At 67.3% G+C, this 13,765-nt stretch carries 9 protein-coding genes; 2 read left to right on the top strand and 7 right to left on the bottom strand.

Translation table 11 applies throughout. From position 1 onward, the window contains the following. Positions 1–187: 187 nt before the first annotated feature. A complete protein-coding gene (locus tag VYI76_RS01800; RefSeq protein ID WP_326523060.1) occupies positions 188–1,576 on the bottom strand; it encodes an FAD-dependent oxidoreductase in 1,389 nt (462 codons plus the stop codon). Between the two features lie 288 nt (positions 1,577–1,864). Here VYI76_RS01800 and VYI76_RS01795 point away from each other — a divergent pair, with 288 nt between their 5' ends. Beyond that, a complete protein-coding gene (locus VYI76_RS01795; RefSeq protein ID WP_326523059.1) occupies positions 1,865–2,911 on the top strand; it encodes a LacI family DNA-binding transcriptional regulator in 1,047 nt (348 codons plus the stop codon). Between the two features lie 5 nt (positions 2,912–2,916). On the opposite strand, the gene VYI76_RS01790 is transcribed toward VYI76_RS01795, so the two are convergent. From VYI76_RS01790 to VYI76_RS01765, 6 genes are all read right to left on the bottom strand, one after another. Further along, entirely contained in the window at positions 2,917–4,500 is a 1,584-nt protein-coding gene (locus VYI76_RS01790) for an SMP-30/gluconolactonase/LRE family protein (protein WP_326523058.1), read from the bottom strand. Positions 4,501–4,608: 108 nt separating this feature from the next. After that, on the bottom strand, positions 4,609–6,321 hold the full coding sequence (locus VYI76_RS01785; protein ID WP_326523057.1) for a GMC family oxidoreductase: 1,713 nt from the start codon (positions 6,319–6,321) through the stop codon (positions 4,609–4,611). Then, positions 6,321–7,073 carry an SDR family NAD(P)-dependent oxidoreductase gene (locus tag VYI76_RS01780; RefSeq protein ID WP_326523056.1) on the bottom strand — a complete coding sequence of 251 codons (753 nt, stop codon included), beginning with the start codon at positions 7,071–7,073 and terminating at the stop codon, positions 6,321–6,323. The genes VYI76_RS01785 and VYI76_RS01780 overlap by 1 nt, the downstream gene beginning before the upstream one ends. A gap of 31 nt (positions 7,074–7,104) precedes the next feature. After that, positions 7,105–8,403 (bottom strand): MFS transporter, encoded by a 1,299-nt coding sequence (locus VYI76_RS01775; protein ID WP_326523055.1) that lies wholly within the window; start codon positions 8,401–8,403, stop codon positions 7,105–7,107. Beyond that, positions 8,400–8,852, bottom strand: a complete 453-nt coding sequence (locus VYI76_RS01770; protein ID WP_326523054.1) for a GlcG/HbpS family heme-binding protein — start codon at positions 8,850–8,852, stop codon at positions 8,400–8,402. Before VYI76_RS01770 ends, VYI76_RS01775 begins: the two co-directional genes overlap by 4 nt. Before the next feature lie 52 nt (positions 8,853–8,904). Beyond that, positions 8,905–10,098 carry a mandelate racemase/muconate lactonizing enzyme family protein gene (locus tag VYI76_RS01765; protein ID WP_326523053.1) on the bottom strand — a complete coding sequence of 398 codons (1,194 nt, stop codon included), beginning with the start codon at positions 10,096–10,098 and terminating at the stop codon, positions 8,905–8,907. Positions 10,099–10,545: 447 nt separating this feature from the next. Between VYI76_RS01765 and VYI76_RS01760 the strand changes: the two genes are divergently transcribed. Continuing rightward, on the top strand, positions 10,546–13,734 hold the full coding sequence (locus VYI76_RS01760; protein WP_326523052.1) for a TonB-dependent receptor: 3,189 nt from the start codon (positions 10,546–10,548) through the stop codon (positions 13,732–13,734). Positions 13,735–13,765: the final 31 nt, after the last annotated feature.

Raw genomic sequence — 13,765 nt, 5'->3', positions numbered from 1 at the left:
ACGCGCAACGCATGGACAGGCTTCACCCGGGCTGTCCCCGTCGATGTTTCCACGCACATCCCCCTGATTTCGGGAGGATAGCCCGATCGACCGGGGAATGACAGGACGCTACCCGCGTGAAGCCGCGCTCAGCCCGGCCGGCGATATCGGAACAGTTTCGCGCGGGCGGGGCAGGGGCGTGCGCGGCTCAGGCCGCGCGGACGCCGGGATAGACGGTCAGTTCGATCGGGGCCTTGGGATCGACGACATTGTCGAAATCGACCACCGCGCCTTGTTCGATCAGCGTTTCCCGCAGTTGCGCGAAGTTCATGTCGGACATGGAATAGCCGTGGGCGACCGCCAGCGCGGCCGCGGTGCCCGCGCCCTCGCCCATCGCCATGCAGGTCGCCATCACGCGAACCGATCCGAAGCCCGGGCCGTCGGCGCTGAGGCAGCGTCCGGCGGTGACCAGATTGACGCTGCCCTGCGGGACGAGGCAGCGGAACGGGATGTTGTATTCCTGGCGCGGGATGACGAGGCCGTTCTGTTCGTTGCTGTCGCTGGCGTGGATGTCGATAACGTGCGCACCCTTTGCGATCGTGTCCGGGAAGGCCTTGGGCGTCAGGATGTCGTCGCGTTGCAGCTCGTAGAGGCCGACGATGTGATAGGATTCGCGCACCCCGGTCTGGATACCGGATTTGGCGAGCCAGCAGTCGCGGAATTCGGGGAATTCGCGGCGCAGAACCTCGATGATGAGTTGCAGATTCTCGCGCAGGCTGCATTCGGTGCGAGTAAAGCGTTCGGGATCGCTGGCGTCGGTCGCCTCGCGCAGCACGTTGATGCTGACCATGCCGTCATGGAAGAACTTGTTGATCCACGGCCCGCCGAAGATCGGAATCTCGCCCGCCGCGTTGAGTTCCATCAATCGCCCGCGAATCGCGTCGGATACCGGCAGCATCCCGTCCACCGCATCGCGGAACAGATAGTCGAGCGCGTCGGTATCGACGCCGCCGAGCTGGAACCACAGTGTCGCCGGCTGCAGCACGTCGCCCTTGGTGGTGGGCAGGCCCGCTGCGCGGACCAGATCGGCGTCCCCGGTACAGTCGATGAACACCCGGCCTTCGTACGCGACCCGGCCGGTCTTGTTCTGGACGATGACGTGGCTGACACGCTCGCCGTCCATCACGCAATCCGAGAACCAGCTATGGTAGAGCAGGGTCACGCCGCTTTCGAGCAGCAGGCGTTGCGCGGCGAGCTTCAATATCTCGTCGTTGACCGGGAAGTTGCCGCTTTCGAGGGTGATGTTGGCGCCGCCGAGTTCGGCCGCCTTGCGCAGCAGTTCGAACGGGATGCCGCCGATATGCTGCTTGCCGAAGTGGCGGAACTCGCTGATCGGCGTGACCAGCGCGGCCGTCGACATGCCGCCGACGAAGCCATAACGCTCGATCAGCAGCGTCCGCGCCCCGCCGCGCGCGGCGGCGACCGCTGCGATCAGCCCCGCCGGCCCGCCGCCGCACACGATTACATCGTAACTGCCGACGACCGTCACGGTCTGGCTCGGGATGGCGATCGACGATGCGGGTTCTGATATTGACACAAGGGTTCCTGAGGTTCGCATGTCGATACCTTGCCCAAGGGAGTTGGCTCGACCAATTGAATATCGATAATGGCTTGTGACACAGCCCTGCGGCGCGGTCAATAACGGTGTTATATAACTGATTAAATGGATATTTTGCTATAAAAATGACGGAGGACTTTGAAGGGGGTGCGCAAAAAATAATAACGATAATGTGATTGCCCGCCGGTTCTGCGCCCGGTTGGCCGGTGGCGCGTCCCGCGCTACATCTGGTCGCTTGGACAGGGGGCGTAGTAGATGGCGGATGAAATGGCGGGACGTCGTCCGCCCACATTGCAGGATGTAGCGACAGCACTGGGGTTGACAGCCAACACGATCTCCCGTGCGCTGAACGACAAATCTGGGGTGAATGCCGCCACCCGCGCGCGCATCAAGGCAGAGGCCGAACGGCTCGGCTATGTGCCCAATGTCCACGCCCGTTCGCTGGTGCTGGGATCACGCCGGACGATCGGCGTGATCGTCAGCAACATTTCCAACCCGTTCTTCGCCGATCTGGTCAGCGAGGTCGAACTTCAGGCGCAGCACGCCGGCTACACCGTGCTGTTGCTGCTCTCCTACGAATCGGCGGATCGCGAGCGCGACGCGATCGACCGGGCGCTCCGATCCGGCCTCGACGGCGTGATCGCCGCGCCGGTGCAGGAACGATCGGCGGCATGGGCGCCGGTCATCAAGGCGGGTATTCCGCTGGTGCTGGTCAGTCGCGAGATGCCGGACCTAGGGGTCGACTTCTTCTCGAACGACAATGCCGCCGGTATCCGCCTGACTACCGATGCCGTGCTGGCCCGCGGTGCGCGTGATGTCGTGCTGGTCGATGAGGACATGCCCTTCTCGACGATTCGGTTGCGGATCGAGGGGTTTCGCCAGTCGCTCGAGCGGGCGGGGCTGCCGTTCGACGCGCGGCAGAATCTCGCGCTCGTGCCGCCGGCGCGATCCTTCCGTGTCTCGCAGTCCTGGCACGCCGACGACGCCTATCGCGTCGCGAGCGACTTGCTCGATCGCGGCCGCCGCCCGGACGCGTTCGTGGTGGGCGACGATTATTACGCGCTTGGCCTGTACCGGGCGTTGCGTGAGCGCCAGTTGCGGGTGCCGGACGACGTGATGGTGATGGGTTGGGGCAACCACCCGTTCACGCGCTTCATGGAACCGCCGCTCTCGACCCTGCTGCTGCCGTTCGAGGAGGTGGCGCGGCGGGCGACGCGCCGCCTGCTGGACCGCATTCAGGGCATCGGCGAGACGGGGGTGGTTACCGAACGTATCGCCCCCGAACTGGTGATCCGCGCGTCGAGCGAGCGTTGACGGCGCTACAGCCGACAGCTCAGCACGCTTCCCGATAGCGGCGCCCGCTGCAACTGCCCGGGGCTCAGCCGGACCGATGCGGTGGTCACGATCAGACGCGCACCATCGCGGCTGAAGCGCAGGCCGGACGGGCGCGGCACGGGCAGCCCGACACGATCGAGCACCGCGCCGTCGGGGGCGAGTTCGACAAGCTCCCATCCGTCCCAGATCGCCGTCCAGAGATTTCCGTCCGGCGACATCGCCAGCCCCGCCGGGCGGGGGCCTCCGGCGGGAAACTGATGGAGCACGTCGAAGTCGCCGAACCGGCCGTGCCGCTCGTCATATCCATAGGCCCGCAACTGGCGCATCGCCGAATCGATCAGGTACACGCGGTCGCCGGCGGCGGACCATACCAGGCCGTTGGGCAGGCCGAGGCCGGACAGCTCGGCGCGGACCGCGCCGTCGGGATCGACCTGGAGCAGCCGGCCGTGCGCGCCCTCGCGCGAGGGATCGGCGCAACCCAGCCACAGTCGGCCGCGACGGTCGATCGCGCCGTCGTTGAACCGGTAACCGAAATGCACGCCGTCGACGCGCATGCGATCGCCCAGCGTATCGGTCGACGGATCGAACACGGCGATGCTGTCGGAAAAAGCGGCGGTCAGCCGTCCGTCGAGACCGGGAACCAGCGCGCCGATCACGTCCGGCATCGCGAGCGATCGCGTCGCCCCGCCGGCGTCCAGCCGCAGGATCGCGGGCGCCAGGATGTCGATCCAGTAGAGCGTGTCGTCGTCGCCCACCCAGACCGGGGAATCGCCGATCAGATTGGTCGTGCGGGTGAGCGGGCTGACGGCGGCGGCGCGGCCGGCGGTGCCCGGCTCGTCGGGAGAGATGGCGAAGGGATAGCCGCCCGCCGCGCGCGACGTCTTGCGCGCGGCCTCCAGCAGGTGCGGTGCGAAGCCGTGGAGCCGTTCGCGGGTGAGCAGGTGGGCGGGGCCGGTTACCACCAGCGCGGCGGTCGGCTCCCGCCGCTCATCGAACACCGGGGCGGCGACCGATCGCCACGGCGACTGCGGATCGTCGTCGTCGATCGCATAATAGCGTGCCTTGGTCAGCGCTTCCTCAGGGTCGGGGTCCGCCGGGCCGTCGGACGAGAAGGCGGAGATAGCGCGCCCGGCGGCCGATCCGCGCAACGGCTCCATCGAGCCGACGTCGAGCGCGCGGACGCGCTCGCCCGGATGGGCCGCCTCGACGCAGACCATCCGGTCGCCGCTGCTCGTCAGCAGACGGGCGGAAAAGCCGGTCGCCGCAGCCAGTCGTTCGAGTTCGGGCGCCGCCGCGCCGCGGATGTCGAAATCCTTCCACACCGAATGCGCAAGCTCTAGGAACACCGGCCCCAGCCGCAGCCGCTGGGGCGAGGATTCGGCCTGTAGGAACTCCTCCTCGATCAGCGCCGACACCAGCCGGTGCACGGTCGGCTTCTTGAGGTCGAGCCGCGCGGCGAGTTCGGCGACGGTGACGTCCGTCCCCGCCTGGCCGACCGCGCGCAGCACGGCCAGGCTGCGGCGGACCGCATTGGCGCCGCCGGTAAGCTTTTCGTCGGGATCACTCATGTTCGCACCGGTCGGACGGGCGGACGATTCCACCTCATGGCCCGTCGTTCCGGCCATCGGCCGCAGCGTCAATCATTTTCTGTTCGCGACCGGCCGGCGCGGGAAGCGTCAACTTGCGTCCGTCCGTCGGATGGCGTCGGCCATCCGCTCGGCGATCATGATGACCGGCAGGTTCAGGTTGGCGCGCGGGATGGTCGGCATCACCGACGCATCGACGACGCGCAGCCCGGCCACCCCATGGACCCGCCCGTCCTCCGGCGCGGTGACGGCGTAGCGATCGGATGCGGCGCCCATGCGGCAGGTTCCCGACGGGTGCCATTGCCCGAACACGCCGCCGCGCACGAACGCCTCGATCGCGCCGCGATCCCGCACCCAGCCGTCGAGCGTGCGGCCGCCGGCAATGAACGCCTTTACGAACGCCGGCTGCAGCGCGGGGATCAGGTCGAGTACCGCCGCGACCGGAGCGGTCATCAGATAATTGGCCAGGCTGCGCCGCCCCAGCAGCTTCGCCCAGCCGCTGTAGCTCGACGGCGACGGTGTCACGACATGGGGAGCGAGTTCAGGCGAGGCCGCGACCGCCGCCATCGTCACCGCGGAATCGACCAGGCGATCGAGATCGCGGGGGTCGGAGAACCAGTTGAAGTTGGCGACTGGACCGCGCGCCGGGGAAGCGTCCTCGATATCGACGTGCCCGGTCGAATAGGGCTTGTTGATCCAGAACAGGAGCGTGCCGATGCGGTCGCCCAGCGGGTGCCAGGCGGATTTGGCCGCGACCATCGCGAACATGTCGCCCGTCTCGCATCCCGCGAGCCCCGACGAATAGCGCAGGCCGATGTGGCTGTGCCGGCGGGTCCGCCCGCCGATCCGCGCATGGGGCCGAAGGAACGCCGACAGCGAGATGCCGGGATGTTCCTGCAGATTCTGTCCGACGCCGGGCCGGTCGGCGACGATCCCGATCCCCAGCGCATGGAGGCGGGGGGCCGCGCCGATCCCCGCGCGCATCAGGATCGCCGGCGATTGCAGCGCGCCGGCGCACAGGATCGTCTCGCGCGCCAGCATTTCGGTGGCGCCGTCGCCGGTGCCGATCCGCACGCCGCGCACCGCGCCGTCGCGGTGGACCAGCCCGGAAATCTCCGTGCTGGACAGGATGCGCAGGTTGGGACGGCGGCGCACCTCCGCCGTCAGATATCCGCGCGCGGTCGATACGCGGTGGCGGCCGTCGTTGGACAGGGCGAGCGGGAACACGCCGTCGCCGAACTCGCCATTCTGGTCGGCGATCGCCGCGAAGCCCTTCGCCAGCAGCGCGCGTTCGGCGGCCAGGGTGAATTCGGGCCAGCGGTCGCGCGGGATGCGATGGATCGGGATCGGCCCGTCCGCGCCGTGGAGCGGGCCGGTGAAATCGAGGTCGCGTTCCAACTTGCGGAAATAGGGGAGGACGGAGTTCCAGTCCCAACCGGTCGCGCCCCTGTCCGACCATTCGTCATAGTCGGCGGGCGTGCCGCGATTGGCGGCCTGGCCGTTGATGCTCGATCCCCCGCCCATGATCCGGGGCTGGTCGTAACGTTTCGGTGCGGGGGCGGAGGAGGGGTCGTTGCCGGTCACAGGCAGCGACCGTGCACGGATGTGCGGCCAGTGGTTCGCCGAATCGAACGCGACGATGCCGGGATACATGTCGAGGAACCCGGCCGGTTCACGGCCCGGCTCCAGATCGCGGCCCGCTTCGATCAGTACGACAATACGGCCGAGATCCTCGCTCAGTCTGCCCGCCAGCACACAGCCCGCGCTGCCGCCGCCGATGATGATATAGTCGGCGCCCTCCATCACCCGATCCAGAAGCCGCCGTTCACGTCGAGCGTCGCGCCGGTGATATAGCTTGCGTCGTCGGAGGCGAGGAAGGCGACCGCGCCGCCGATCTCCGCCGGATCGGCCAGCCGGCCGAGCGGAATTTCCGCCTCGACCATCTCGCGCACTTCCGGCTTCATGTGGGTGCGGATCAGATCGGTATCGACGACGCCCGGCGCGATCGCGTTCACCGTCACACCCGTCTTCGCCATCTGTCGCGCCAGGGTGCGGGCGAAGCCGAGCATCCCGCCCTTGGTCGTTCCGTAGTGAATGCCGCCGTTCATCGCGCCGCGATGCGCGACCACCGACGAGGTGCAGATGATGCGGCCGTGGCCGCGTTCGATCATGCCCGGCAGCACCGCCTTGGAAAACAGGAAGGCGCTCTTCAGGTTGACCGCGATCAGCCGGTCCCAGTTCGCTTCCTCCAGGTCGAGGATCGACACCGCCTGGTCCATTCCCGCGTTGTTGACGAGGATGTCGATCCTGCCGAACGCCGAAAGCGCCAGCGCGACGGCCGCCGAGACGTCAGCGGAGGAAGAGGCGTCGCCGGGCGCGGCGATCGCGCGCGGGCCGATCTCCGCCGCCTTGCGATGGGCCCGGTCGGCATCGATATCGTTGACGACGACGTTCGCACCGCGTGCCGCGAGCGTGCCGGCGATCGCGGCGCCGATGCCGTTGCCGCCGCCGGTGACGAGCGCGACGCGGCCGGCCAGGGGCTGGGGGACGGACATGGTCTGGGCCTTTCCTTGCGAGGGTCGCGGATCAGGCATCGGCGGCCACCGTGCGCTTCGCCCGGCCGCGCCCGATCACCGCGATCAGGATCACCGCCGAGATCGGATGCAGCAGCGCGAGCCCGGCAAAGATCGCGACATAGTCGAACTGCGCCAGGATCGAGCCCGCCGCGAGGTTGAGCACCAGCGAGGTGCTGGCGCCCACCGCGCCCAGCATCCCCACCGCCGATGCGTTGACCTTCACCGGGAACAGCCCGGCCAGCAGCACATTGAAGCCGACGAAGAAGATCTGGCAGATCGTCACCACGATGGTGATGATGAGCAGCGCAACGGCGGCGCTCGACGTCATCGTGATGAACCCGCCGAGCGGCATCAGCGCGGCCGTAAGACCGAAGATCCAGAGCTGAACCCGGATCGGATCAAAGCCGCGCGCCCGGTAGCGATCGACCGTCCGGCCGAGCACGACGCACATCAGCATCGCGGTGATGTAGGGGATACCGCCGACCAGGCCCAGTTCGCCCAGCGACAGGCCGACGCGCTCCTGCAGATAGCCGGGGATCCAGAACAGATAGAAATACCAGACCGGATCGCTGATCATCCGCACCGCGATGATCGCTTGGAAGCGGCGATCCTTCAGCAGCGAGGTGGCCGAGGTCGATTCCTCGACGACCGCCGCGGCTTCCGGGATCGCGGCCGATGCTGTCGGCTCGGGCACAGGCTCGGCGTCCGGCTTCTTCGTGTCGGTGAACCACCAGATGATCGCGACGGCGATGCCGATCGCGCCGGGGATGATGAACGCCATCCGCCAGTCGAACGCCGTCGCCAGCAGCGCGACCAGCGGCGGCGCCAGGATAGCGCCGAGATTGCCCGCCGGCAGCACGATGCTGATCGCCAGCGTGCGGCGCTCGATCGGCACCCAGGTCAGGATCGCCCGCTGGAGGGCGGGGAACACGCCGGGTTCGGCCGCGCCGAGGAGCGCGCGCGAGGCGGCGAGATGCCCGAAGCTGTGCGACAGGCCCGACGCGATGTTCGCGACCGACCAGCCGATCGCGAAGACGGTCATCGATATCCGCGTGCCGAACCGGTCGATCATCCGGCCGCTGACCACGTACATCACGATATAGGGCAGCATGAAAGCGAAGGTGAGCAGCGAATAGGCTTCGTCGTCGAAATCGAGCGCGGTCTTGACCACCGGCTTCAGGATCGAGAGCGTCTGCCGGTCGAAGTAGTTGAGCACCAGCAGCGACATCAGCAGGCCGAGGATGATCCAGACCTTGATCGGCATCCTGCGGACCGGTGGCGTGCCGGCCGGGGTTTCTGCGTGCGTCATGAGACCGATCCTGTCGCTTGAGACTGTTGCGTATAAGCCTGAAACCCCTGCGCCGCGCGATCCGCGACGTCGGCGTCCTGATGCACCGAGCCTGAGCTGATGCCGATCGCGCCGACGACCGCCCCCGCCACCGTCACCGGCACGCCGCCGCCCAGGATCGCGACGTCGCCGCCGCACAGGGTGTTGAGGCCATATCCCCGCTGGCCGGGCAGCGCGACCTCGGCCAGCGCCCGGGTGGCCGTGCGCAGGCCGGCGGCGGTGCGCGCCTTGGCGATCGCGAAATCGGCTGTGTAGGATTTCGCACCGTCCATCCGGTGAAAGGCCAGCAGCGCGCCGCCGGCATCGACCACCGCGATATTCTGCGGCACGCCCATCGCCGTCGCGGCGTCGATCGCGAGATCGACCAGGACGCGCGCATCGGCGGCCTCGAGCACCAGGGCCGGCCTCATCGGGCGAACGCCCGGGGGTGGGCCAGGACCGGGCCGGGACTGGCGAGCAGGCTCATCCGACCATCCCGATCGGCGCCGGCGCCAGCGCGCGTTGGACGGCGGGATCGAGCACGTCGCGGGCGGCGGCGGCATCCGGCGTGCCGCCATGGCCGTCGCCGACCGGGCACGGGATGGTGCCGTCGCTGCCGACCGTCAGGGCGACGCCGACGTCGTCGCGCATCGGGTTGATGAGGTGGTTGCGCTCGAACAGGGTCAGCCTGGGCAAGCCGGCGCAGCAGTGGAGCGCGGTGGCGACGCCGATGCTGGTGCCGACGCCGTGCAGCGCCACCTTCACACCCGTGCGCTCCGCCAGCGCGTCGAGCCGCCGCATGCCCGTCACCCCCAGGGCGCGGGTGACGTTGGGCTGGAGATAGGTCACGCCCAGATCGACCAGCCGCTCGAACGCGCCCAGCGTGAAGTCGTTCTCGCCGCCGCCGATCGCGAACGGTGCCCGTTCGCAGAGCAGCCGCAGTGCCTCGAAATCCTCCGGCTCCACCGGTTCCTCCAGCCAGGCGATGTCGAGAGGGGCAAGCGCATCGACCAGCGCCAGCGCCTCGTCGCGATCATAGGCGCAGTTGGCGTCGAGCATCAGCGCCGTATCCCGCGGCAGCGCGTCGCGCACAGCGCTGACATGCGCCAGATCGGTCGCCACGCCGCGTCCGATCTTCAGCTTCACCGCGACATAGCCCTGGTCGAGGAACGCCAGCGCCTTGGCGGCACTGGCGGCGGGGTCGGCGAGGAACGGGACCGGGCTGGCATAGACCGGCACCGGGGCGACTCCCCCGCCCAGCATCTTGGCAAGCGGCTTCCCGGCGCGCTTCGACAGGAGATCCCACAGCGCGATATCCAGCCCGGCAAGTGCCTCCATCGCCGGCCCCCGGCTGTTCCCCAGCGCGAGGAAGAAGCGGTAGAATTCGTCCATCGCCTCCTCGGGCGACGCGACCTCGGCACCCGCGAGCGCAGGCGCGATGATCTCCTCGATGATCGCGCGGCTGGGCCCGGGGCTCGGCAACCCGAAACACTCGCCCACGCCCGTCACGCCGTCGGTATCCGTCACGACGACCAGGGTCGCTGTCTGGCCGGTGCGCTTGATCCGCTGGAAGTGCGCGGCGGGCGAAAGCAGGCCGGCAGGAACCCGGCCCTCGCCGTAAATCCGCGAGAACGGATAGCGCATCTCGGTCGCTGTGACGGAAGCGATCCGCAGCATCACGCCGCCTCCCCCGCATGGGGCGCGACTGCGCCGGAGGGGGCGGGCGCAAACAGCCCGGCGCCGGGGGTCGGGCGGAATCCGTTTGACATCCAAATTCTCTCCGTCATATGTGGATCATGATCCATAATATGGACTTACGGGTTGCGCGATGGTGATGTCAACGACAGAATTTCGTAAACGGCAAAGCCGGAGCGAGAGGTTGTTGGTAACATTATCGATATTGTATTGATTGAGCACCGCTTTGTCGATCGCGGCAAAGCGCGTTATGACATGACCTACATCTATTTTAATTCAGTAGATTACATGGCGTTGACTGGAAAATCTGTCCATGCAAAATGCCATTAGCGATATTGATATCAGGGGCGCGGAAAGCTGTGCGGCCGCGCAAGAATCGTCGAGTCGGCCGCGACAGTCAGAAGTGATCCCGCCATGGGGAGGATGGAAATGAGCAGGAAGACCAGGTTGCTCGTCGCGGTATCCGGCGTGTCGATGATGTTTGCCGCGGCTGTTCCCGCATGGGCGCAGAACGCCGCGTCGCCCGCCGCGGGCGCGCCGACGATCGATCGCGACGGGCAGGGCGGCCTGTCGGGCCAGGTGTTCGATCCCGCCGCCGGCACCTATCTGCGCGACGCGGCGATCGAGGTGGAGACCGCCGACGGGCAGAAGCGCAGCGTCACCGCCGGCGATGGCGGCAGCTTCCGCATCGCCAGCCTGCCCGCCGGAACCGCCAGGGTGACGGCCAGCTTCGTCGGCTATCTGTCCCAGACGCAGGAGATCGTGATCCGCGCCGGTGAGACCGCCACGCTCGATCTCAATCTGCAGCGCAGCGGCCGCGACGGGCGGGCCGCCGGCAACGAAGTGGTCGTCAGCGGTATCCGCGACGCCGGCGCGCGCGAACTGATGTCGCAGCGCCAGGAGCTCCAGATCGCCGACATGCTCCACACCGAAGCCTATGGCGACATCGCCGGCGGCAATCCGGCCGAATTCCTGAAGTACATGCCCGGCGTCGATGTCGACGGCTCCAACGGCACCTCGGTCTATGCGTATCTGCGCGGCCTGCCGGCGGAGTTCACGCGGACGCAGCTGAACGGGATGGACGTGGTCTCGGCCAACGCCGCGACCGCCACCGGCTATTCCAGCGCCGCCGCCGCCGCGCGCATCTTCAACTACGAAACCCTGTCGATGTCGGCGATCGAGGCGGTGACGACCTACAAGACCACCGGCGCCGATCAGAACGCCGACGCGCCGGCCGGGATCATCGACCTGCGCACCAAGCGCGCCTATGACCGCAAGAAGTCGCTGTTCGTCGTCTCGATCGAGGGGTTCACCCATCAGAACATGTGGGACGACTACAAGAACGTCGGCCCCGATACCGGCGGCTGGGGGAACAAGAAGTTCCTGCCCAATGCGTCCTTGTTCTATTCGAACAGCTTCTTCAACCGGCGCCTCGGCGTCATGTTCTCGCTCGGCTACAACGATCAGTATATCGAGCGCGAACAGATCACGATGAACCGGAACTATCGGCAGGCGGCGGCCTCGCCCTATCCGCTCGAATTCTACAGCATGCAGGGGCAGACGGGCGCGCGGCGGACGATCCGTCGCACGGGCTCGCTGGTGCTCGATTTCAAGGCGAACGACCGGCTCAACTTCTCGCTGCTCGGCACGGGCTATCGCGGCAACATCCAGTTGCACAATCAGATCACGACAGTCTCGGCCGACACCTCGACCGGCGCCAACGGCCTGCTGAACCTCGCCGGCCAGCCGGCGACCGCCGCCGATGCGCTGTCGGGCTTCCGCGGGCGCCTGCCGGCGACGACCACCTCGATCACCTCGCTCGCGAACGATCAGTACAAATACAACAACGGCAACATCTATGCCGCCAACTTCCAGTGGCGGCCGGGCGACTGGGATATCGACGGCTATTTCGCCTATTCTAAGAGCGACTCCTATTACGATTCGCCCAGCGCCGGCCAGATCCAGTCGGCCCCGACGCTCAATTCGACCGGTAACGCAGAATTCGTGAAGGCGACGCCCGATCTCGCGCTGGTCGACTGGTCGATCACCCAGATCAGCGGGCCCGACTGGTCGAATCCCGCATCCTACAACTTCACCGGTCGCCCGGCGATCGTGGTGAGCAACGGCATCTATGCCAAGATCGCGGCCAAGTCGGGCGGTATCAACGCCCGCTACTCGGTCGACTGGGGCAATGTCCCGATCAGCTTCAAGTTCGGCGCGAAGATCACCGATACCAGCTATCTGTTCGGCAACGACGCCATCTACAATTATCAGTACACCGGCCCGCTGACCACCGCGCAGTTCATTACCCAGGCGGTCAATCCGGGCATCAGCGGGGTCACCAACAAGAGCAATTTCTCGATCCGGTCGCTGTCGGGTTCGCTGTACATCCCGGCGATGGACCTCGCCCGCCTGCTCGAGATGTACCGCGGCAACCCGGCGGAGTGGACCAGCACGACGACGGCCGCCCAATATGCGACCACCAACTATCGCAGCACGGATGTCGATGAAGAGATCAAGGCGCTCTACGGCATGGTGACCGCCGACGTGACGCCGGACATCCAACTGCGCGCGGGCCTCCGCGGCGAATGGACCACCACCACCGCCAACGTGTTCCAGTCGCGCCCGGCGGCGCAGGTCCGGGCCCATACGCCGGCCGGGGCGACGGCGCCGTGCGCTGTCACGGCCTCGACCGGCATCGCCACCACCGTCCCCTGCGTCGACTATCAGTTCGCCAACGGCCCGACGCAGGTGCGCGGCACCTATTTCACGCTGTTCCCCAGCGCGTCGGCCAAGTTCACCTTCGGCCGCCGCAGCGATCTCCAGCTTGGCTACAGCCGCACGATCCTGCGGCCCGGTGTCGATACGACGGGCACGTCGCCCATTGAGAACCTGTCCGGCAGTTCGGTCGGCGGTCCGCTGCTGACCGTGCCGAACCCGGGCCTCACCCCGGCGTTCTCGGACAATTTCTCCGCACGCTTCTCGCGCTACCTCAAGGGCGTGGGCATGCTCAACGCCGGCTTCTACTACAACCGGATCGACGGCCTGACGGTGGTGCGCGAATATTCGCCGACCGAGGCGGCATCGATCGCGGCGCTCGCGCCGTACGCGTCCGATCCGACCTATGCCGGCTATTCCTTCGCCACCTATGCACAGCGCGACATCATAACGATCAAGGGCATCGAAGTGGCGATGCAGCACAGCTTCACCTGGCTGCCGGGGCCGTTCGATGGCTTCTCGATCCGTGGTGCGTTCATGCACAACGAACCAAACCAGAAGATCCCGCGCGTCGGCAATAACATCGGGTCGCTCGGCCTGATCTACGAAAAGGGGCCCGTGCGGCTGTTCGCCAACCTGCTGTGGAACGACGACAAATATCGTTCGGACACGCCCACCTGGTTCCAGGCGCGCACGGACCTCACCATTTCGGGCCGGCTCAAGCTGACCAAGCAGCTCGAGACCTATTTCACGGTCAACAACCTGCTCGCTTCGCCGTACAATGTGATGGTGCCCGGCAGTTCCAACCCGTCCACCGCGGCGGCGGGGACTGGCTCGCACAGCGCGATCTATGTCCAGAACGGGCGGACCGGCACCTTCGGGTTCCGGGCGCGCTTCTAGGGCGCGGCTGACGGAGTAGCGAGGAGGGGGC

The organism is Sphingomonas sp. (assembly GCF_035910975.1).
In the GTDB taxonomy this organism is placed as follows: Bacteria; Pseudomonadota; Alphaproteobacteria; order Sphingomonadales; family Sphingomonadaceae; genus Sphingomonas.
This window is presented reverse-complemented; position numbering and strand designations above follow the sequence as displayed.